Here is a 21,327-nt window from a genome sequence, read left to right on the forward strand (position 1 = left end):
TTAAGCGGTAGATCAAGCATTACCTATATAGGCGCCAAAAGCGCGACGGTCGCCGGCCAGCGGCCGCGAGGGTAAAGCCCAAGGTAAAACCAGTACGAGGATGCAGCACATGAACCCTTCGCGCGATATTGAAAAGCTGTTCGACCAGTTTGGCGGCGACGCCGGCAACTATCAGGAGATCGGCCGGGAGAACGAGGCGAGCCACGCGCGTACCCGGTGGCCGCTGCTCGCGACGCTCGACCTGTCGCAGCCGTCGATCCCCAACATCGCGCCGAATCGTGAGTCGCTGCTTGCTGCGGCGCAGGACCGCTCCGAGGAACCGCGCAGGAAGCCTTGGGGCGCGCCCGCCGATAGCGCGACGTCCGATGAAGTATCGGCGTCAGGCACGCTGGCAAACGCTTCGGGGAAACCGCCCGTCGCCACGCCCTTCACCCGCGAAACACGTCCGCGCCTCTTCTCGCGCCCGAACCGCAAGACCATTCCCCCGGTCGAGAACGTGGCGTTGCCGGGCTCGCCTGTCGGCGCTGCACGCTTCTCGGCGCTCATCGACGCGGTCGAAGGTGTTTCGAACGTCGATGAAACGCCAGCGGCGCCCACGCAAGCAGCGGCGGCAACCGCAACACCCGCTGCACCCGATCTCATCGCGCGGCTTCAACCGCAGCCTTCTCAGGCTCAGCAGCAGCAACAGCCGCAACATCGGCCGTCGCTGCCACGCTCCCAGCCGCTCTCCACGCCGGAAAAGCTGCCCGGTTTTGCAAGCGTGTTCCAGTCGCAACGGCCGCAACCCGCGGCGAAGCCTTCCCTGCCCCGCGCTCAACCCGCGCAACCTGTTCCCGAGTCCAAGACCCAGTCGATCCTCGGCAAGCTGTTCCGTCCACAAGGCCCGAGCCAGGCAGGAGGCGCACAGCAGACCGGCGCGCCCCATCCCGACTCGCTGCAATCCATGTTCGAGCGTCTGCGCGGACCGGCCGCGGTATCGACGCATGAAGCGCCTGCCGCACACTCGTGGCTCGCGAAACGCACGTCAAGATCATGAAAGTCGTCACCGTGGTGTCCGCCAAGGGCGGCGTGGGTAAAACCACGCTCGCCGCGAACCTGGCCTCGGTGCTCGCCGCGCGCGGGCGTCGCGTGATTGCGCTCGACCTCGATCCGCAGAACGCACTGCGCCTGCACTTCGGCATTCCGCTTGACAGTATCGACGGAATCTCGCGCGCCACGCTTGCCGCCGACGCATGGCAAACCGTGATGTTCGACGGCGTGGACGGCGTCACCGTGCTGCCCTACGGCGCGGTGCTGGAAGACGACCGCCGGCGCTTCGAGGCGTATGTGGACCGTGAGCCGCAATGGCTCGCGCAGTCGCTCGACACGCTCAAGCTCGACACCAACGATATCGTGATCGTCGATACCCCGCCGGGTTCCTCGGTCTACACGCGCACGGCGCTGACCGCCGCGAATTTCGCGCTGAACGTGGTGCTGGCCGACGCCGCGTCTTACGCGGCCATCCCGCAGATGGAACGCATGATCGAGGCGTACGCCACGCCGCGCGCGAACTTCGCGGGCACGGGATACGTGGTGAACCAGGTCGACCAGACGCGCCAGTTGACCAAGGACGTGCTCAAGGTCTTGCGCAACATGCTCGGCGGCAAGATGTTCCCGGGCGTCATTCATCTTGACGAAGGCGTGAGCGAATCGCTCGCTTGCGACACCACCCTGATCCATTACGATCCGCTGAGCCAGGCCACGGCGGATCTTCGCGCATGCGGCGAATGGCTCCTCAATTCAGTCGACGCCATGCCCGTCACGTCGAGGAACGTCGCATGAACAAGCCCCGCGCACGACGCCTGTCGGAAGCCGACGAAATTCCCTCGCGGCTCGAACGCCTGGTCGATTCCGGCATCTGGAGCAGCCGGATCTTCACGGGCCTCCTGACAGTATTCGCCATCGCGACGATGTATTTCGTCTGGACCGTGCCGCTGGTCGCAACCCAGCAGCTGATTTTCGCGTGCTGCTGCTTCGGCTTTGCGATGGCGTTCAGGCGTCTGCGCGGACAATACGCCACGCTCGTGATGATCATGCTGTCGGTGACGGTGACCGGACGCTATATGTTCTGGCGTCTGACGGAGACGACCTACTGGGAACGTCCGCTCGATGCCGCCTGGGGCCTGCTGCTGGTCGCAGCCGAAGTGTATTCGGCGATCGTGCTGATGCTCGGCTACTTCCAGACCGCGTGGCCGCTGCAAAGACGGCCCATGCCGCTGCCGCAAAACCGCGACGAGTGGCCGACCGTCGATGTCTTCATTCCGACCTATAACGAGCCGCTCGGCGTGGTGAAGCCGACCATCTACGCGGCGCTCGCGATGGATTACCCGAAGGACAAGATCTCGATCCATGTCCTCGATGACGGCCGCCGTCCGGACTTCAAGGCGTTCTGCGAGGAAGTCGGCGTGACGTGGACCATCCGCACGCACAACCGGCACGCGAAGGCCGGCAACATCAATGAAGCGCTGAAGATCACGAGCGGCGAATATCTCGCGATCTTCGATTGCGATCACATTCCCACGCGCTCGTTTTTGCAGATCGGCCTTGGCTGGTTCCTGAAGGACAAGCTGTTGTCGTTGCTGCAAACCCCGCACCATTTCTTCTCGCCCGATCCGTTCGAGCGCAATCTCGGCACATTCCGCAAGGTGCCCAACGAAGGCGAACTGTTCTACGGCCTCGTGCAGGACGGCAACGACCTCTGGAATGCAACGTTCTTCTGCGGTTCGTGCGCGCTGCTACGCCGGTCGATGGTCGAGGAGATTGGCGGCATTGCGGTGGAAACGGTGACGGAAGATGCGCACACGGCCTTGAAGCTGCATCGGCTGGGATATACGACCGCGTATCTCGCGATTCCGCAGGCGGCGGGGCTTGCCACGGAAAGTTTGTCGGGGCATATCGGCCAGCGGATTCGCTGGGCGCGTGGCATGACGCAGATTTTCCGTATCGATAACCCGCTGACGGGCAAGGGGCTCAAGCTCGGCCAGCGGCTCTGTTATCTGAACGGCATGATGCACTTCTTCTATGGCATTCCGCGCCTCGTGTTCCTGACCGCGCCGCTGTCGTATCTGTTCTTCGGCGCGCACGTGATCCAGGCGGCGGCGGGCACTATCGCCATCTACGCGCTGCCGCACATGATGCACGCGAGCATCACGAACTCGCGCATGCAGCGCCAGTTCCGCCATTCGTTCTGGGCGGAAGTGTACGAGTCCGTGCTGGCTTCGTACATTACCGCGCCGACCTTGCTCGCGCTGATCAACCCGAAACTCGGCAAGTTCAACGTGACGGCCAAGGGCGGCCAGATCGCGAAGGATTATTTCGACTACAGCATCTCGCGGCCGTACCTGATCCTGCTGGTGCTGAACCTGCTCGGGTTCATAGCGGGACTCGTGAACATCTACATTCACTGGGACGTGACGAGCGAGGTAAACACGGTGCTGCTCAATCTCGCGTGGACCACGTACAACATGCTGATCCTCGGCGCGAGCGTGGCGGCGGCGAGCGAACGCAAGCAAGTGCGCTCGACCCATCGCGTTGAAATGAAGATGCCCGTGATGCTCAAGTTTTCGACGGGCCGCACGCTCGCCTGCGAAACCATGGACTACTCGGAAGGCGGCGTGGGCGTGAAGCTGCCCGGCGACCTGCAGGTGCCGCTGCACGAGAAAGTCACCGTCTCCCTCTTTCGTGGCGATGAAGAATACGCGTTCCCCGCCACGGTCGGTTTCAGTGCTGTCGGCCGCGTTGGACTGCGGTTCTCGGCGCTGACCCGGGAGCAGGAATTCGAGTTCGTGAAGACCACGTTCGCCCGCGCCGATGCCTGGACCCACTGGTCCGAAGGCCGCACGCCGGACGCGCCGCTGCGGGGCTTGCGGCATGTGCTGACGGTGGGCGTGGGCGGTATCGGCGCGTTGTTCGAACATCTTTTCATCGACGCGCGGACGTGGGTGGTCACGCGCGCCCCGGGCGCCAAAAAATTGAAGACTAAAGACTGACATGGGTAAGGGAATCACGATGCCGCGCCTTGATAACGGACGAGGCGAACAAGATCGGGCTGTGCCCGCGCCCTTGCGCTCCCGCCCTATTCCTCGTGCGCTGATGCGCGCGCTTGCTTGCTGGATGGCGTTGCAAACCGCGCTCGCGGTGCCGCTGGCTTCGCTTGCCAATGCTGCGGCGGCCTCCAGTGCGAGAGAAGCCTCCGCTGCAGGGACGCTTGCCGCGCCCGCGCCAACCGCCTCCAATGGCGTGCCGCTTCCCGGTCCTGCCGCACCGTACAACAAGGCAACGATCGACCAGCCGCCGTTCGCCGTGGCCGTGCCTGCATTCGGGCAAGCGGCGTCGGGTGCGGTGGGTGCGTCGGCGGTGCCCGCAGTCCGCTCGCTTGCATCGAAGACGCCGACGACCGCCGAGCCCGGCACGCTGGTTCCAGGCGGACGCCGCCAGACGCTGACCTTTGCCGATCTCGGCGCGCTCGATCCGCTGCAATTGCGCGGCACGGACGGCCAGAACGGCGTGCCGTTTTCCGTGCGCGGCGACGAAGTCGTGACCGGCGCGGTGCTGCATCTGATCTATAGTTATTCGCCTTCGCTGCTACCGTCGATATCGCAACTCAAGGTGCTGGTCAATGGCGAAGTCGCCGCGACCTTGCCCGTGCCGCGCGATCAGGCCGGTATCCTGGTTGCGCGCGATGTGTCCATCGACCCGCGGTTCATCACCGAATTCAACCACCTGAACGTGGAGCTGATCGGCCATTACACGCAGCAGTGTGAGGACCCGTCGAACTCCACGCTGTGGGCCACCGTCAGCAATGCGAGTTCGCTCGACCTGACGTATGCGTCGCTTGAAAGCAAGCCCGATCTCGCCGCACTTCCTGCGCCCTTTTTCGATCGCCGCGATGTCCGCCGTCTCGAATTGCCGTTCGTGTTCGCGCAGAAGCCCACGCCCGCAACGCTCGAAGCTGCGGGCACCGTCGCGTCGTGGCTCGGTTCGCTGGCGGGTTATCGCGGCGCGGTGTTTCCGGCGCAGATCGACAACGTGCCGCTTTCGGGTAATGCCGTGATATTCGCCACGCCCGACCAGCATCCGGCCGGCGTGCAGATGCCGGATATTTCCGGCCCGACCATTGCCGTGCGCGATCGCGAAGGCGGCGCACGCGGACGTCTCCTGCTCGTGATGGGCCGCAACGACGCCGAGCTGAAAACTGCCGCGAAGGCGCTGGGCATTGGCCAAAATTCGTTTTCGGGACCGAGCGTGACGATCACGCAACTGAACGATTTCGCGCCGCGCAAGCCCTACGACGCACCCAACTGGCTGCCGACCGATCGCCCCGTGCGCTTCGGCGAGCTGGCCGAAGCACGCGACCTGACCGTGAGCGGTTACAACGCCGACGCCGTGCGCGTGAACCTGCGCGTGCCGCCCGACTTGTTCATGTGGCAAACGAAAGGCGTGCCGATCGACCTGGGTTATCGATACACCGTGCGTCCCGCGCTCGACCGTTCCACGCTGAACATCAACGTGAACGACGGCTTCGTGCAGTCGCTGCGCATTCCGGCCGTGGCTACGTCGACCTTCGATCTCGGCCGCTATTTCAACCGCGTGCTGCCCGATAAAACCGCTGCCGCGCGCCATCAGATCTACGTGCCGCCGCTGCTGCTCACACCGCGCTCGCAATTGCGCCTGCACTTCTTCTACGACTACCCGAAAACCGGCGAATGCCAGGGCCGCGTCCTCGACAACGTGATTGGCGCCATCGATCCGAACTCGACCATCGACCTGTCGGGCTTTCCGCACTACATGGCGCTGCCCGACCTCGCCGCGTTCGCCAACGGCGGTTTCCCGTTCACGCGGATGGCGGACCTGTCGCAAACGGCGGTCATCATGCCCGACGATCCCAGCTCCGCCGACTACAGCCTGTATCTGCTGGAAATGGGACGCATGGGTGCATCGACGGGATATCCCACGAGCGGCGTGACCGTCGCGCAGGCCGACCAGGTCGACAACCTCGCCGACAAGGACCTGCTGATCCTCGGTTCGCCCGGCCGTCAGCCGCTGTTGCAGCGCTGGTCGAAAAACATGCCCTTCTCGGGCGACGCCGATTCGCGCAATTTCGAAATCACCGACGTCGCTTTCAAGGTCGTCGACTGGTGGCACGGCGAGCACGGAGTGGAGCGCTTGCCGGCGCGCGCCGACCTCACGCTCGTGAGTTCGAACGGCGATGCGCTCATCACCGGTTTCAAGTCGCCGTTGAAGAGCGACCGCAGCGCGGTTGCATTGATCAGCGCGGCGGGACAGTCGGATGCGGACTTGTCCGCGGCCTTGCTCGACAACGACATCCTCCCGGAAATCCAGGGCGCCATGGCCGTGATCCACGGACGCGATGTGACGGTGACATCGAATGGACAGGCGTATTACGTCGGCCGTCTGTCGCCATTCGAATACATGCGATGGGCGTTGTCGTCACATCCGCTCCTGCTTGTCTTGAGCGGCCTGCTCGCTGCCATTATCATCGCGGCACTGTTCTACCGTGCACTGCGCGCGATCGCCGCGCGCCGTTTGAGGGATTGATATGCAGGCTGGTTTCAGGCGTGGATCGAAGACTGCAATCGTGGGGCTGGCGCTGACCGGCCTGGGACTTACTTTTAACGCTCAGGCGTCCGGGACCGCTGCAAGGGAATGCACGGACTGGAGCGCGTACAGGACGTTCGCTTCACGCTTCATTCAACCCGATGGCCACGTGGTCGACTATTCCACGCAGGTGCAGCAGACCACGTCGGAAGGCCAGTCGTATGCCATGTTCTTTGCGCTGGTCGCCGGCGATCGCGCGATGTTCGACCGCCTCCTGAACTGGACCCGCGCGAACCTCGCGGGGAACCAGTTCGATGCGGGCAACATGCGCCTGCCGTCGTGGCAATGGGGCCGTGGACCGGATGGATCGTTCGGCGTGCTCGATCCGAATTCCGCAGCCGACTCCGACGTATGGATCGCCTATGACCTGCTGCAGGCCGGGCGTCTCTGGAACGAGCCGCGTTATACGCGTATGGGCCAGGCGCTCGCCGAACAGATCGTCAGGCATGAAGTGAGGAGCCTTGGCGGCATTGGGCCAATGTTGCTACCGGGTCCGCAAGGTTTCCAGAATGGCGATGTGACACGCCTGAATCCGAGTTATTCGCCGCTGCCGGTGCTGCGCGCCCTGGCTCACGCCATGCCCGATGGCCCCTGGAACAAGCTTGCGGAGAACGGCTACAAGCTGGTTTCGGTAACGTCGCCGCGCGGCTTCGCGCCTGACTGGGCCGCGTACAAAGGCGGCCAGTTCGTAGTCGATCCGCAAAACGGCGATACCGGCAGCTACGACGCAATCCGCGTGTATTTGTGGGCGGGCATGGCATCCAGCGCCGATCCGCTCAGCAAGCCGTGGCTCGCGGCCCTCGGCGGCATGCGCCAGGCGGTCGCGCAGACGGGGATTCCGCCGGAGCGCGTGGCGGTATCGACAGGTGTTGGCAGCGGTGAAGGACCGCTGAGTTACTGGGCGTCGCTTGCGCCCTACTTCAAGGCGCTCGGCGACGAACGCGGCCTGGGACTTGCGCGCACGCATCTGGCCGTGCTCGACGCGCCAATCGGATCGCCAGCCGCCGCAAGCCGCGAGCCGGTTTATTACGACCGGGTGCTGGGCCTGTTCGGCGCTGGATTCATAGAAGGCCGATACCGCTTCGACGAAGCCGGCCGACTCGTTCCGAGTTGGAGAAGCGGATGTTGAAACGGTCCTTGTTGCCACTGACTACGAACGCCGGAGCGCGCGCGATTGCGCTGAGCGTGGCGGCGGGATGCGCCGCGACCGTGCCGTTGACCGCCTTCGCTCAAGCCGCGAGCAGCGCTGCCGGTGCGAATGCCGGTGTGAGCGCCAATGCGCCGCTGACCGTGTTGATCGATCAGGGCCGTTACTGGCAATCACACCGGCGCGGCGACCTCGCCGAGCAGGCGTGGCAGAAGGTGTTGCGTATCGATCCGAAGCAGCCCGATGCGCTCTACGGCATGGGCATCATCCTCGCGGATCGCAAGGACGGCAGCGGCGCGCAGCAATATCTTTCGCGCTTGCGGCAGGTGGCGCCGCAGTATCCGAATATCGATGAACTCGGCCGGCGGCTTGGCGAAACCAGTCCGCGCGACCAGACCGTAAAAGACGCGCGGCGTCTCGCGCAAAGCGGCCAGAGCGCCTCGGCGGTGCAGGAATATCAGCGCGCGTTGAGCGGCAAGCCCGCCACGCCTGAACTCACGCTCGAGTATTACCAGGCGCTCGCCGCCACGCCGCAAGGCTGGGATCAGGCGCGCCAGGGCCTCGCGCAACTCGCGAAAGACAATCCCAACGATCCGCGTTACGCGCTCGCGCTGGCCCAGCATTTGACTTATCGCGACACCACGCGGCGCGACGGCATTGCACGGCTCGCGCAGTTGAGCGGCGACAGCACGGTGGGCGACCAGGCGAAGAAAAGCTGGCGTCAGGCGTTGCTGTGGCTGGGCGCGCGTGCATCGGATGCGCCGTTGTATCAGGCGTATTTGCAGGCCTCGCCGGACGATCCCGCCGTCAAGGCGCGCTACGACTCGATGGTCCAGCAGGACAAGCAGGCGCAGGAACGCTCGCAGGCGAGTGCGGCAACGGACGCACGCGGGCGCGCGGTCGCCGAGGGTTTCGCGGCGCTCGATCGCGGCGATATCGTCACCGGCCGCGCGCGCTTTTCGGCGGTGCTGGCGCAAAGCCCGAACGACGCCGATGCGCTCGGCGGCATGGGCGTCGCTGCGTTGAAGCAGGAAAAATTCGATGAAGCGCGCACCTATCTCGAACGTGCATCGCGCGCAGGAAACCCCGCGCGCTGGAAAGAGGCGCTGAACAGCGCAACGTACTGGAGCTATACGAGCGCGGGTATCGGCGCACGCAGCAACGGGGAAACGGCGAAAGCGAAGTCGATGTTCGAGCGCGCGATTGCATTGAATCCGTCGGACACGACCGCGCAGACCTTGCTCGGCGAAACCTTGCTTGGCAGCGGCGACCCGCGCGGCGCGGAAGAGGCTTACCGGATGGCGCTGCGCCGTCAGGCCGACAACCCCGATGCCATTCGCGGCCTTGTTGGCGCCCTCGCCGCGCAAGGCCGTGGCGAAGAAGCGCTGGTGTTCGCGAACCAGTTGAACGCGGAGCAGCAGGCGAAGGCCGGCGGCATCAACAAGCTGCGCGGCGAGGCGCAAGCGGCGCAGGCCCGCGCGGCGGAAGCCCGCGGCGATTTGGGCGCGGCCCGCAGCCTGTTCGAAGACGCGCTCCTGAACAATCCCGACGATGTCTGGATGCGCCTCGACCTCGCGCGCATTTATGTACGCCAGGGCGCGGTCGGAAACGCGCGCAGCATGATGGACGGCTTGCTCGCGGCGCACCCCGACATGACCGACGCGCTGTACGCAAGCGCCTTGTTGTCCGCCGAGACGCAGGACTGGGCGACGGGTTTATCGCAGCTCGAGCGCATTCCCGTCTCGCAGCGCACGCCGGCGATGACCACGTTGCAGCATCGCCTGTGGGTGCACGTTCAAGCCGATACCGCAAGTCGCATGGCGCGCGCCGGCCAGACGCAGCAGGCCATCTCGATCCTGCAGGCCGCCACGCCGGTTGCACAGAACAGTCCGGAACTGATCGGCGTGCTCGCGACGGCTTACCTTCAGGCAGGCGATACGGGCCGCGCCATGTCGCTCGTTCGCGGCGCGATGGCAAGCGCGCCCACCGATACCGGCCTGCTGCTACAGTATGCCGGCATCCTGACCGCGATTCCCGTGCCGCAAGGACAAACCAGTCCGCAGCAGGACGCCGAGTTGAGCGCCGTGATGCGCAGGCTCGCGGCGTCTGCGCTTACGCCGCAGCAGCGTATCGATTTCAACAACCTGAATGTCGGTATCGTGGTGAAACAGGCCGATACCGTGCGGCAACGCGGCGATCTCGCGGGCGCTTATGACGTAATCGCGCCGTGGCTCGCCGCGACGCCCGATAACGCCGACCTGCAAGCCGCACTGGCGCGTCTCTACACCTCGGCCGGAGACGACAAAAGCGCGCTCGCGAGTTATCGCGCGGCACTGGCGCGCCGTCCCGACGATATCAACCTGCAGGTCGCCACGATCGGCGCCGCGTCGGGCGCGAAGGATTTTTCGTTTGCCGAAGCGACCGCGAACCAGGCGTTGCTCGCCTCGCCTGACGACCCGCGCGTGCTCGCCGCCGCAGGACGCATGTATCACGCTGAAGGCAAGTTGTCGCTGGCGTCGCGATATCTGCAGCAGGCGTTGATCGCGGCGAACACGCCTGTCAGCCGGACGCCGAACGTGCGTCAAGACGGTCAGCCGGCGGTGCCGCGCGGGTGGGAATCGGCGATGCAGCGCATTGGCTCGGCACCGTTGCCGGGCACGAATCCATTTGAAGGCAAGACCGCCGTCGATACCGGCGCCAACCCCGCCGGTACGCCTACAGGTCCACTTGCAGGGCTGTTTTCACGTTCGTCGGATCCAGCGCCGGGATTGCCTGGGTATTCGCAGCAGCAGCCCTATGCTCAACCTCGCACGCAGCAATACTCCCAGCCCTATTCACCGACGCAAAACGTGCCGAACTACTTGCCTCCTCCGCAGCCCGCGTCGTATTCGACACCTTATTTGGCGCCGTCTGTAGCACCCAACGCAGCTCCGTACCCGGCGCCTTATCGCGTACCGGCTAACGGCGCGCGTCCGGCAACGGGCGGCGGATATGGTCCCGATACCTACGGTTCAAGCCAGTCCGGCGCGCCTGCCGCCGCGCCGCTGCAGCCGTATCCGGGACAAGGACCCGCTCAGGACGCCGGGCAATATCAAGCGCAATATCAGCAGCCTTATCAACAGCCTTATGCGCAGCAGGCTTATCCGGCGCAGCAGCCTTACCAGCAACCGTATCAGCAGCCATATCAGCAGCAGGACCCGGCAATGAGCGCCCCGTGGCCCATGTCGCCCGCCGCGCGCGAGGCGCAGACCAACGCGCAGTCACAGCAGCGCGTGTATTCGAGCACATCGACCGCGAGGCCGAAGCGTACAGCCAAGTCGACGCAAGCTGCTTCGCGTCAGGCGACCCAGCGCTACGCGCGTCCCGCCGACGAAACCGACTACACGCAACAGCAGCCTTACGCATATCCGCAGCAGCAACAGCCTCAGCCGTACTACTCGAACCAGCCCTATATTCCTCAGCCGCCGGCGGGCTACGCGCAGGCGTATGTCCCCTCGCCAACGGCGCAGGTCACTCAGCCGGCGCAACAGTCCTATCAGGGCAATATCGCGAACGCCCAGACGCTCGGTGTCGCCGATGAACTCGCGCAGATCAACCGAGCGCAGTCGAGCACGGTGACAGGCGGCGTGGTGTTTCGCAGCCGCACGGGCGAGGACGGACTGTCGAACCTGACCGATATCGAGGCGCCTGTCGAAGGGCGGATTCGTGCGGGCAATGGTCACGTCGTGGTCACGGCGACGCCTGTTACGCTCGATGCCGGCACCGCGCAGGAAACCGCCGATACGCTCAAGCGCTTCGGCTCGGGACTCGGTGCGCGCAACGTCTCGAACCAGTATGGCAACCAGACGGCGAGCGGCGTGGGTTTGTCGGTGGGATATGAAACGAACAGCGTGAAACTCGATGTTGGCACCACGCCGTTGGGCTTTCGCGAGGAAAACATCGTGGGCGGCGCGCAATACAAGGGCGCCGTCACCGACAAGGTCTCGTACTCTGTCGCCGTCGCCCGCCGCGCGGTCACGGACAGCTTGCTGTCGTACGCGGGCGCGCGCGACGCGCAAGCGGGCATCACGTGGGGCGGCGTGACGTCGAACGGCGGACGCTTCGACCTGGGTTGGGATGACGGTACGAATGGCGTATACCTGAACGCCTCGTTCCAGTACTACGACGGCCATAACGTTGCAAGCAACACGGCGGAGAAAGGCGGCGGCGGTTTCTATACGCGCCTTTATTCAGACGCCAACCAGACATTGACCGCAGGCGTGAACACCACGCTCATGCACTACGACAAGAACCTTTCGTTCTTCACATACGGCCAGGGCGGTTATTTCAGCCCGCAACAGTACGTGATCCTGAACTTGCCGGTCGAGTACATGGGGCGCAGCGGCGCGTTCACCTATGACGTGAAGGGGTCGATTGGCGTGCAGCATTATCGGCAGGATGCGTCGGACTATTTTCCGACCAATGGCAACGTTCAACCGGTTGGCAGCAGCGGACTCATAGCCGCGCAGGGCGGAACCTACGGCGGCCAGACGAAGACCGGCGTTTCGTATTCATTCAGCGCCACGGGCGAGTATCAGCTCGCGCCGCAGTTGACGGTGGGCGCTACGGCGTCGCTTGGCAACGCATATCAGTATCGGGAATATCTGGCGGCTGTTTATATCCGCTATAGCTTCACTAAGCAGAATTCCGTGCAGCCGTTCCCGCCTTCGCCACTCAGTTCGCCTTACGTATCGATGTCGAACTAGCAGGGATCATGAAGCCCCCGGAGCGTTGTGAGTCCGGGGCTTCATGTTTTATACCAGCACGTCTCCGCCATCCACCACATAAGTCTGGCCTGTCGCGAAACCGCTTTCCATCAGGAACAGGTACGCCGCGGCGACATCGCGTGCTTCGCCCACGCGGCCTGCCGGCAGATGCTTGCCGGTTTGCGCGTACATGTCCGAGCGATCTGCTTCGGACATGTTCTGCCACAGGTTCGTTGCAATCAATCCCGGCGATACCGCGTTCACGCGCACCGGCGCAAGTTCGACGGCAAGGGCACGCGCCAGCGCTTCCACCGCGCCGCATACGCTTGCCCCAAAGGCCCAGCCGCTACGCGGACGCAGTGCTGCAATGCCGGTCGTCAGCACGATCGAGCCGCCCTTCGCGATATGCGGCGCGCCATGTTTGACAGCGGCGAGCGCGCCCCAATAGCGGATATCGAACGCGCGCCGCGCCTCGGTCAAGTCCGTCTTTGCAACCTCGCCAAGACGCAACGAATCGCCGGCAGTGAACACCAGATGATCGAAGCTGCCGGTTGAGTCGAAGAACGCCTGGACCGCGTGTTCGTCGGTGAGATCCAGTGCACGGCCTTCGGCTTTTGTTCCGAGCGAAGCTGCCGCGGCCTCCACCCGTTGCGCGTTACTCGATGCAATCACGACGTGCGCGCCTTCCTGCACCGCGTACTCCGCGACGGCATGACCAATACCCGATGAACCGCCGAGCACGACGACCTTCTTGCCTTTTAGCCGGATGCCTGCGGTATTCGTTTCACCATGACGCATGGTTTTGGCTCCTTCAATTGAGTGCACGGGCAGTTTTCAAGAGGCTTTTTCGATCAACGATTGCAGCACGGTATCGAGCGGAACGCGGCCACGGCGCACTTCGTTCGTACCGCCTTCGAAGCGGATCCATTCTTCGTTGAAACCATCGAGCATCTGCATGCGCGGCAGCGGATTCTTCATGCCCTGTGAGCGGAACACGTCTTCCCACGTATCACGCGGAACGCCATTCATGCGCACATCGCGTCCAAGCAAACGCGAAAAGCTCGCCGCGATCATGTCAGGGGATACGCGTTGCGGTCCCTCCAGTTCGATGATCCGGCGACCCGTCCATGTCTCGCGTAAGAGGTCGGCCGCGACCCGGCCGATATCGGCGGTGGCGACCATGGGCACGAGTTTGTCGGGCGGCTGGAGGAAGCTTGGCACCCTGCCGGTTTCTCGAGCGGGCACCACGTCCCAGGCGGCGTTTTCGATGAACCATGCAGCGCGCAGGAACGCGACCGGCATGGGCAACGTGCCGAGTTCCTGCTCCATGATCTGTAGCTGATTGAGCAGGTTCGGCTGCGTGGCCTGTGCACCGATGGTCGAAAGCACCACGATCTTTTCCGGCGCGGCTGCAGCGAGTGCGGCGCGCAACGAAGCGATTGTCTTGCGGGCTTCGGGGAAGCCCGGTGCCGGATCGAAGGTCGGCGGCAACAGGACGAATACGCCTTCCGTGCCTTCGAATGCGCGTTGCAGCGCGTGTTCATCGTTCATGTCGGCGAGCGCGACTTCGCAGCCCTCCTTCGCCCACGCCTCCCCTTTGGCTGCATCGCGCACGACGGCGCGGACATTGTGACCCGATGCAAGCAGCAAGCGCGCGACGACCCCGCCGACCTGGCCTGTAATTCCGGTGATGGCAAACATGGTGTTCTCCTCAAGAGTTCCGCAGCAGGTGCTGCGTTGAGAAGAAGTGTGGGATCTCGCCATGTATCTGGCGATGACCTGGCGGTCATTTAATTAATGACACCACGGCATGAATGCGCTGCATCCGGATGCTTTTAAAGCAGACGAAAAAACCGTTCCAGCGCGCGCCGGAACGGTTTTTAAGGGTGCAAGAACAACGCTTACTGGCGCACGCCTTCAGCTTGAATATGCAGTGTCGTCTTCATCTTGAAGCCGTAGGTCTTGCCATAATCCACGCCGAAATCGCCACGATCGAACGTCGCCGTCGACTCCGTACCGCACACTTCCTTCTTCAGCATCGGGTTGGTGAAGCACTTGAACGACTCGATCTTCAGGTTCACCGGCTTCGTCACGCCGTGCAGCGTCAGTTCGCCGATCACTTCCACCGGCACGTCGCCCTTGAACTTCATCGACGTGCCTTTGTACGTTGCCGTCGGGAATTTCTCGGTATCGAAGAATTGCGCGCTCTTCAGTTCGCCGTCGAGCTTCTCGTTGCCAATGTTCACCGAGGTCATGTCGATGGTCGCCTCAAGCGTGCCCTTCTTCGCTTCCCGGTCGATCGTCACCGTGCCGCTGCTTTTGTTGAACTTGCCGCGCCACACCGAGATGCCGCCGAAGTGATCGGTCTCGAAGCTCGGGTACGTATGGCTCGGATCGAGTTGATACGTGACTTCCGCTGCCATTGCGTTAGCCGATGCCGCCACGAACAACGCGCCTGCTGCCGCGATCAAAAGGTTCTTTTTCATGTGTTTTCCTGGATGAATGACGAGTGTTGAAGACCGTTTATTTCTTGAGCGCGACGAGATGGAACTTGATCACGACTTCATCGGCGACAACCGATGTGTCTTTCCACTCGCCCGAGCCCACGTCGAACTGCGTGCGTTTGATGGGCAATGCGCCATCGAAGGTTTGCGTTGCGCCTTGCTGCGTGACGGTGACCGGCACGGTCACGTTCTGCGACTTGCCCTTGATGGTGAGTTTGCCGGCGACGTTGTACTTGTTGCCGCCGGCCGGCGCGATGGAGGTCGAGGCAAACGATGCGCTTGGGAAATGCGCGACATCGAACCAGTCCTTGTCTTGTGCCTGCTTGTTGTAGCTGTCGTCGCCGAGATCGTAGCTTGCGGTATCGATGGTGATGCTGGCGTTGCCGGCAGTGGGCTTGGCGGGATCGAAGTCGAGCGTGGCGGTGAACTTCTTGAACTTGCCATCGACGGGCACGTTCATTTGTTTGGACGTTGCGGTGACGGTGCTTTTGGTTGTATCGACCTGGGCTTGGGCGACGGTCACGAAAAGCGTGACGGCGGCGCCTGCGAGCAGCCATTGGAAACGGGAAGTATGCATAGCGAGTGAAGATGAAGATATCGTTTCGATACGGCATGGTAGGTGAGCTTGTGCGCGACACATAGCCGCGCCAAGACAACACATTGTCCTGCCGGTGAAACTAATCGCGTGCGAACCAGCGCAAGCGTGAACTTGCCCGAGAGCGCTGGTGGCGAAGCGTGTGGATGTAGGGATACGGAGGGGAAGGGTTTCAGCTGACGGTGGTTATGGCGGCAACGGTTCTTTTGAAGTCCCAAGCAGATGAAACTGCGCGCTTGGGACACTTAAGAATTAGCGGTTGAAAGGCGTTTTCTTTGCTTCTGTTTCTATTTCGCCGTTGGAAAAAGAAATGAAGTCCCGCCACGGACAGTGGCTAACAGTGCTAAAAAATCATTAAAAACAAACTGCGAGAAGGCTCAAAAAGCAGGCAACCGAAACCCAACTCTCCCTACGGCTGAACCCCCGCATAAAACCGCGCTGCGGCATCGATCTCCTCGGCGGTCATATTCCTCGCGACATTCCGCATCTGCTCGCTGATATCGTTATGCCGGGTGCCATCGGCAAAAGCCTGCAATTGCCCTTTCGTGTAGGCATAAGGCATCCCTTCGAGCCAGGGCGTTCCGGCTTTATGATCGATCCCGCCATGACATGAAGCGCAAGAGGCGATATTACGCATGGGCGCGCCATGCGCCACAATATCCGGCATGGAAACAGGCGTCTGCGCATTCGATCGCGAAGCAACTGGCTTAGGCAAATAAGCATAATAGGCGCTTAGATCGCGCATTTCCTGATCGCTAAGATTGGCGACCATTGGCGACATGACCGCATTGCGTCGCGCCCCGGACTGAAAGTCAAGCAACTGCTTATAGATCACCGAAGAAAACTGACCAGCGAGATTCGGCGTATTGGCGTCGCTCACGCCCACTGCACCATGACACATCGTGCATCGCAGGGCCAGCGTCGCGCCACGTCCAATGGAAGCGCTGCTCGGTGCGCCAAGCAATTGCGGCGTCATGGCAACAAGACTTGTCTGCGTCAAAGGCACGGGAGTCGCCGCCGAGATGCGCAGCCATTGTTGCGGCACGCCTGCCGCGCTGCAGATCGCATTCCAGACGCCCTGGAACGGCTGATCCTTTTGCGCCGACGGCAACCAGATAAACCCGATGCCGGCAGACAGCAAGACAAGCGCCAGCATGCCGCCTACGGTGACGGTGAACCAGCGATTGCGTAACGAGAAGAGGCGTTCTTCGTTCATCGCTGCGGCCCTCCAATCCGAATTGCGGGCACGGACGTGTCCGAGCGCGACACGAGCGATGCTACCGGATAGCCGTAGTTGAAAAGCGTCAAGCCGATCATCAACGCGAGCCACAAGCCGAAGCTGTTCAATGCGACTGGAATGGTCTTCGATTCATGCACCGCCGCGCTAAAGCGAAACTCTTCCACCACCACACGCGGCCCGCGATGCGCACGAATCAGCACGACGAAAAACATCACCGCCGACACCACCAGGATCAGCCCGCCGATAGTCGATATGATCACCGACATGGCCTGCGCGGCAAGCTCCGGATCGGTGTAATCGAAGAAGGCCATGCGCCGCGGCATGCCGAGAATACCGGTGAAATGCCAGGGAAAAGTCAGCACGATCATGCCGACGAACCACAGCCACAACTGCCAGCGCATCAGCTTGAGTTGAGTCATTGCACGCCCGGTCAGATGCGGCCAGAGATCATAAGCAATCGCAAAATACATGATGACGATCGCGCCTGCGAAGATCAGATGAAAATGGCCCGTGACCCATTGTGTGTTGTGAACGGTCGAATCAAGCTGGTAGCTCATGTTGATGATGCCGCCCGCGCCGCCAAAACCCAGCATCACGAACGAAAACGCGAGCGCAAGCATCATCGGATTTTCCCAGGGCAGCGCCTTGAGCCAGCCAAAAGTGCCGCGCCCACCGCGCAAGCGCGCCGCAATCTCCACCGACGCGCAGATGGTGAACACCGTCAACAAGGTCGGCACTGCAACAAGCGCTGTGAACACCGAATGCATGAACTTGAAGCCGGAGCCCACTTGCGGATCGGCAAAAAGATGGTGAATGCCGATTGGCATGGAAACCACGAGGAACAGGATGAACGAGATGCGCGCCATTGAATCGCTGTAAAGGCGGCCGCCGATTGCACGCGGCATGATCGTGTAATACGCAATGTAGGCCGGCATCAGCCAGAAGTAGACGATGGCGTGCAGCGTCCATGAGAAGAACACACGGGCAAGCCCGGCGTCGATGGTCGTCTTGAAGCCCAATGCCACGGGCAGGATCTGGAACAGGATCTCGATGGCCGCGCCCACGGCGGTCCATCCCCACAAATAAGCGCCCGCAACGCTCGCGAACATGGCGAGTGGCACAGGCACGCCACGATTTTCACGCTTCCACGCGATCAGGTTGACCGACATCAGCGCGACCCAGATCCACGAGCCCACGACCACCAGCACAATGCCGATATAAAAGAACGCGTTGGCGATCATCGGCGGATAGAACGTATAGAGCACGGACGCCAGTCCCATGGCGACCGGGACCATCGCGGTGACAGTGCCAACTGCAACGAGAATGAAACCGGCCCATGCCCAGCGCACGCCGATCAACGTTTTTTTCAGCGAGAGTTCGGTCACCGCGTAGCCGAAACCCATTGCGATCAGCGTGGGAAACACATAGCCCATCGCCGAACCGTGCGCCGTCACGGAGCGGTAATAAAGCTCAGGATTGTGCAGCCAGGGATGCAGCGGACTGCGCACCCACATCTGCCATGCGCCGAGCAGCAACGCGCCGCCGAAGCTGATGAAGCCGAGCCAGAAATGCGCGAGAACGAGTCGCTTGCTATTTAACACAGCTAAGTCTCCGCGAACCGTTAGCGTTTGCCATCTTGAGGAAAGCCGTTTTATCGATGACCTTTACATGCGCCCACATGCCCTGATGCCCGGTGCCGCAGAATTCGTGGCACGGCATCAGATGTTCGGCGGGTTGCGTGAACGTGGTCTTGAAGGTCGAGATATAACCAGGCTCGAGCATTGAATTAATATTGGTATTAGTGATCAGGAAACCATGCACGACATCCGCGCTCGTGGCGCGAAACGTGATGGGGGTATCGGCTGGAATCAGCAGGCATTGCGGCGTGAACGAGTACTGTTGCGCGACGACCCGCACCGTCACCGAGCCATCGGCTTCGACCGCGCTGCCCAGATTGCTCTCGATAAATTCGCCGCTTACATTGAGCGTATCGGGCTGCACGGTTTCAACGCGCGAAGGCGGCATCATTGCCCAATGCAGTCCCGTGAAAACCGTCATGGCGACAAGCACGCACAGGATGATTGCCACGAGCAGCGCCCACTTGCGCTCGATACGCGCGGCGATGTCCGCCGATGCATGCGGCTGGTGTTCATTGCTCATTGGATAACGCCACGCGGCAGGAAGACCAGGAAATAAAACGCGAACCACAAGCCGATCACAATGGCCGTTGCAATGCCGGCAAGCGCAATGGCGCCGTGCGGGCCGTCACGCACGATTTCATCGACGGCGGCATCTTCGTTTTCTGAATCAGTCATGACGTCCTCAATAAAGTGGCGCTGAGCGCAACACGTTGACTTCTTTCGCACTCACCGGCGTGCCGTGATTTCCCCAGGCTGTGCGTATATAAGTAACCACGGCTGCAACTTCCACATCCGAGAGCGATTGCGCGAAAGGCGGCATACCGTAAGGCATGGGGTTTTTCTTCGTGCCGGGCGCATAACCACCATTGAGCACCATGCGGATCGGATTCACCGACGACGTCATCTGGATGGACTGGTTCGCGGCAAGCGGCGGGAAATGCGGCAGCTTGCCCTGCCCTTGCGCCGCGTGACAGACGGCGCATTGCGCGTCGTAGATCTTCTTGCCGAGCGGCGACATGGTGTTCTTTTCTTCAGCGAGGGCCGGCGTAGGCGGCGTGATCTTTTCACCGGCGCGTGATGGCAGCGTCTTCAGGTACACCGCAACCGAACGAATGTCTTCGTCGGTCAGATACTGGAAACTGTCGTACACGACTTCCGCCATGGGACCGTACACGGCGCCCCGGTTCGACACACCCGCCTGCAGCAAATCGGCAATATCTTCGATACTCCAGTCGCCAAGCCCTGCTTCCTTATTCGATGTCAGGGACGGGGCATACCAGTTCTGGATCGGGATCAGGCCGCCTTCGAATCGCCTCGAGGCCGAGTTGCCACCCAATGCATTGATCGCGGTATGGCACATCGTGCAATGACCAAGACCTTCGACCAGATACGCGCCACGGTTCCATTCAACGGACTGCGTGGAATCAGGCTGGTATTCCCCTGCACGGAAATACAGGGTGCGCCAGCCGTACAGCAGGGAGCGCTGGTTGAACGGAAACCGCAACTCATGCGCGCGGTTGGCCTGCTGGATGGGCGGCGTGGACTGGAGATACGCAAAGATCGCATCGGAATCGGCGCGCGTGACCTTGGTATATGACGCGAACGGCATGGCGGGATAAAGCAGCTCGCCGTTGCGCGACTTGCCGGTGTGCATCATGGTGTAGAACTCGTCCGAGGTCCACTTGCCGATACCGCTTTCCTTATCCGACGAAATGTTTGGCGTATAGAGCGTGCCGAATGGTGTTTCCATCGGCCGGCCGCCGCCAAAGAGTTTGCCGGCGGGTACGGTATGGCACGCAACGCAGTCGCCCGCGCGCGCAAGATATTCGCCGCGTGCGACGACTGACGGGTCTGCGGCTTGCGCAGCCGACACGACAACGAACATGCAAAGAAGCATCAGGGCCCGGAAACTGAACACGTCGATTTCCTCGCCTTATGGGTTGGGGACGGTGCCGCAAGCAAGCGGCATCTTGAGCGAACCGGCTGCAACCGGCACAGGGTTAGCGGGCGCCGGCAACGACGCCAGATAGGCTGCTATGGCCGTGATGTCGCGCTCGGCCAGTCTGGTGGTTATGTCATGCATGCAATCGGGCGCAAGCGTTTTACGGGTACCGTAGCGCCACGCGCCCAACTGCGCGCTGATGTAGTCGGCATGCAAACCGAGCAGGCCGGGAATAGCGGGCTCCATGCCGGTAAGCGCCGCACCGTGGCAAGCGGCACATGCGGGAATCTTGCGCGACGGGGCACCGTTATTCACGAGCGACTTGCCAAGCGCCAGCGTCGCCGGGTCGGCGGTGACGGGCGCAAGCACAGGAAATGGCGGCCGCTCGCCGGCAAAATGTTCAGCGATCTGACGTAGATAGGCGTCGGGCAGATAAGCCAATAAATAATTCATTGGCGGGTATTGCCGGCGGCCGTCTCTAAAGGCGAGCAACTGGTTGTAGAGATAACCTGCGGGTTTGCCCGAGAGCCGCGGATAATAATCGTTGCTGGTGCCTTCACCTTGTGCGCCGTGACACGCGGCGCACGCCAGGACACGTGCCTGCATGGTGTCTGGCGCCTTTTCAGCGGGCGGCTCGCCGGCGGCGAATGCACCGACGCTTGAAACTGCGAGCAGCACTAGTGTGATGACGACGCTGCGAATGCCCACCGTTGTGTCCTCTATCGGGTTTTTGTATCTGTAGTCATGTGCTACAGCGAATTCTTATACGACGTACTGTGCTGGCAGTTGGACTTGATTTTGCCAGCCGCGGCGTGCGGCTTGATCGAAGCTTAAAGCACTTAAGCCATTTTGCCGAG

The 21,327-nt window shown here is 62.2% G+C and carries 16 protein-coding genes; 6 read left to right on the plus strand and 10 right to left on the minus strand.

The features are described 5' to 3' along the window. Positions 1–109 precede the first annotated feature (109 nt). Genes bcsP through ACRWA7_RS09680 form a run of 6 tightly spaced genes read left to right on the plus strand, consistent with a single transcriptional unit; the run spans position 110 to position 12,549 of the window. Complete coding sequence (gene bcsP, locus ACRWA7_RS09655) at positions 110–1,036, plus strand: cellulose biosynthesis protein BcsP (RefSeq protein WP_438392473.1); 927 nt, start codon at positions 110–112, stop codon at positions 1,034–1,036. Next, positions 1,033–1,821 (plus strand): cellulose biosynthesis protein BcsQ, encoded by a 789-nt coding sequence (gene bcsQ, locus ACRWA7_RS09660; RefSeq protein WP_060858631.1) that lies wholly within the window; start codon positions 1,033–1,035, stop codon positions 1,819–1,821. The genes bcsP and bcsQ overlap by 4 nt, the downstream gene beginning before the upstream one ends. Then, positions 1,818–4,028, plus strand: a complete 2,211-nt coding sequence (gene bcsA, locus ACRWA7_RS09665; protein WP_438392474.1) for a UDP-forming cellulose synthase catalytic subunit — start codon at positions 1,818–1,820, stop codon at positions 4,026–4,028. The genes bcsQ and bcsA overlap by 4 nt, the downstream gene beginning before the upstream one ends. Position 4,029: 1 nt before the next feature. Then, the gene (gene bcsB / locus ACRWA7_RS09670) at positions 4,030–6,597 is read left to right on the plus strand and encodes a cellulose biosynthesis cyclic di-GMP-binding regulatory protein BcsB (RefSeq protein ID WP_438392475.1); all 2,568 of its coding nucleotides are present in this window, start codon (positions 4,030–4,032) and stop codon (positions 6,595–6,597) included. A gap of 1 nt (position 6,598) precedes the next feature. Continuing rightward, the gene (gene bcsZ, locus ACRWA7_RS09675; protein ID WP_438392476.1) at positions 6,599–7,786 is read left to right on the plus strand and encodes a cellulose synthase complex periplasmic endoglucanase BcsZ; all 1,188 of its coding nucleotides are present in this window, start codon (positions 6,599–6,601) and stop codon (positions 7,784–7,786) included. Next, positions 7,780–12,549, plus strand: coding sequence for a cellulose synthase subunit BcsC-related outer membrane protein (locus ACRWA7_RS09680; RefSeq protein WP_438392477.1), 4,770 nt, complete (start codon positions 7,780–7,782; stop codon positions 12,547–12,549). Before bcsZ ends, ACRWA7_RS09680 begins: the two co-directional genes overlap by 7 nt. Before the next feature lie 48 nt (positions 12,550–12,597). Here the strand turns inward: ACRWA7_RS09680 and ACRWA7_RS09685 are convergent, their stop codons facing one another. The 10 genes from ACRWA7_RS09685 to ACRWA7_RS09730 all read right to left on the minus strand — a co-directional run bounded on the left by ACRWA7_RS09685 (position 12,598) and on the right by ACRWA7_RS09730 (position 21,076). Continuing rightward, complete coding sequence (locus ACRWA7_RS09685) at positions 12,598–13,347, minus strand: SDR family oxidoreductase (protein ID WP_438392478.1); 750 nt, start codon at positions 13,345–13,347, stop codon at positions 12,598–12,600. A gap of 36 nt (positions 13,348–13,383) precedes the next feature. After that, positions 13,384–14,250, minus strand: a complete 867-nt coding sequence (locus ACRWA7_RS09690) for an NmrA family NAD(P)-binding protein (RefSeq protein WP_438392479.1) — start codon at positions 14,248–14,250, stop codon at positions 13,384–13,386. Positions 14,251–14,450: 200 nt separating this feature from the next. Continuing rightward, on the minus strand, positions 14,451–15,035 hold the full coding sequence (locus tag ACRWA7_RS09695; protein ID WP_438392480.1) for a YceI family protein: 585 nt from the start codon (positions 15,033–15,035) through the stop codon (positions 14,451–14,453). Between the two features lie 37 nt (positions 15,036–15,072). Then, entirely contained in the window at positions 15,073–15,630 is a 558-nt protein-coding gene (locus ACRWA7_RS09700; protein ID WP_438392481.1) for a YceI family protein, read from the minus strand. A 427-nt stretch (positions 15,631–16,057) separates the two neighbouring features. Beyond that, on the minus strand, positions 16,058–16,864 hold the full coding sequence (locus ACRWA7_RS09705; protein ID WP_438392482.1) for a c-type cytochrome: 807 nt from the start codon (positions 16,862–16,864) through the stop codon (positions 16,058–16,060). Beyond that, on the minus strand, positions 16,861–18,489 hold the full coding sequence (locus ACRWA7_RS09710; RefSeq protein WP_060856576.1) for a b(o/a)3-type cytochrome-c oxidase subunit 1: 1,629 nt from the start codon (positions 18,487–18,489) through the stop codon (positions 16,861–16,863). The genes ACRWA7_RS09705 and ACRWA7_RS09710 overlap by 4 nt, the downstream gene beginning before the upstream one ends. Then, a complete protein-coding gene (locus ACRWA7_RS09715) occupies positions 18,479–19,048 on the minus strand; it encodes a cytochrome C oxidase subunit II (protein ID WP_060856577.1) in 570 nt (189 codons plus the stop codon). The genes ACRWA7_RS09710 and ACRWA7_RS09715 overlap by 11 nt, the downstream gene beginning before the upstream one ends. After that, the gene (locus tag ACRWA7_RS09720) at positions 19,045–19,203 is read right to left on the minus strand and encodes a hypothetical protein (protein ID WP_099050552.1); all 159 of its coding nucleotides are present in this window, start codon (positions 19,201–19,203) and stop codon (positions 19,045–19,047) included. Before ACRWA7_RS09720 ends, ACRWA7_RS09715 begins: the two co-directional genes overlap by 4 nt. A gap of 7 nt (positions 19,204–19,210) precedes the next feature. Next, a complete protein-coding gene (locus ACRWA7_RS09725; RefSeq protein ID WP_438392736.1) occupies positions 19,211–20,425 on the minus strand; it encodes a c-type cytochrome in 1,215 nt (404 codons plus the stop codon). Between the two features lie 36 nt (positions 20,426–20,461). After that, positions 20,462–21,076 carry a c-type cytochrome gene (locus ACRWA7_RS09730; RefSeq protein ID WP_438392737.1) on the minus strand — a complete coding sequence of 205 codons (615 nt, stop codon included), beginning with the start codon at positions 21,074–21,076 and terminating at the stop codon, positions 20,462–20,464. Positions 21,077–21,327 lie beyond the last annotated feature (251 nt).

The organism is Caballeronia sp. DA-9 (assembly GCF_051615025.1).
In the GTDB taxonomy this organism is placed as follows: domain Bacteria; phylum Pseudomonadota; class Gammaproteobacteria; order Burkholderiales; family Burkholderiaceae; genus Caballeronia; species Caballeronia sordidicola.

What these genes read in the sequence shown, in the direction of transcription:
- bcsP (WP_438392473.1), top strand. Translation starts at nt 110, where the DNA reads ATGAACCCTTCGCGCGATATTGAAAAGCTGTTCGACCAGTTTGGCGGC.
- bcsQ (WP_060858631.1), top strand. Translation starts at nt 1,033, where the DNA reads ATGAAAGTCGTCACCGTGGTGTCCGCCAAGGGCGGCGTGGGTAAAACC.
- bcsA (WP_438392474.1), top strand. Translation starts at nt 1,818, where the DNA reads ATGAACAAGCCCCGCGCACGACGCCTGTCGGAAGCCGACGAAATTCCC.
- bcsB (WP_438392475.1), top strand. Translation starts at nt 4,030, where the DNA reads ATGGGTAAGGGAATCACGATGCCGCGCCTTGATAACGGACGAGGCGAA.
- bcsZ (WP_438392476.1), top strand. Translation starts at nt 6,599, where the DNA reads ATGCAGGCTGGTTTCAGGCGTGGATCGAAGACTGCAATCGTGGGGCTG.
- ACRWA7_RS09680 (WP_438392477.1), top strand. Translation starts at nt 7,780, where the DNA reads ATGTTGAAACGGTCCTTGTTGCCACTGACTACGAACGCCGGAGCGCGC.
- ACRWA7_RS09685 (WP_438392478.1), bottom strand. Translation starts at nt 13,347, where the DNA reads ATGCGTCATGGTGAAACGAATACCGCAGGCATCCGGCTAAAAGGCAAG.
- ACRWA7_RS09690 (WP_438392479.1), bottom strand. Translation starts at nt 14,250, where the DNA reads ATGTTTGCCATCACCGGAATTACAGGCCAGGTCGGCGGGGTCGTCGCG.
- ACRWA7_RS09695 (WP_438392480.1), bottom strand. Translation starts at nt 15,035, where the DNA reads ATGAAAAAGAACCTTTTGATCGCGGCAGCAGGCGCGTTGTTCGTGGCG.
- ACRWA7_RS09700 (WP_438392481.1), bottom strand. Translation starts at nt 15,630, where the DNA reads ATGCATACTTCCCGTTTCCAATGGCTGCTCGCAGGCGCCGCCGTCACG.
- ACRWA7_RS09705 (WP_438392482.1), bottom strand. Translation starts at nt 16,864, where the DNA reads ATGAACGAAGAACGCCTCTTCTCGTTACGCAATCGCTGGTTCACCGTC.
- ACRWA7_RS09715 (WP_060856577.1), bottom strand. Translation starts at nt 19,048, where the DNA reads ATGAGCAATGAACACCAGCCGCATGCATCGGCGGACATCGCCGCGCGT.
- ACRWA7_RS09720 (WP_099050552.1), bottom strand. Translation starts at nt 19,203, where the DNA reads ATGACTGATTCAGAAAACGAAGATGCCGCCGTCGATGAAATCGTGCGT.
- ACRWA7_RS09725 (WP_438392736.1), bottom strand. Translation starts at nt 20,425, where the DNA reads ATGCTTCTTTGCATGTTCGTTGTCGTGTCGGCTGCGCAAGCCGCAGAC.
- ACRWA7_RS09730 (WP_438392737.1), bottom strand. Translation starts at nt 21,076, where the DNA reads ATGCAGGCACGTGTCCTGGCGTGCGCCGCGTGTCACGGCGCACAAGGT.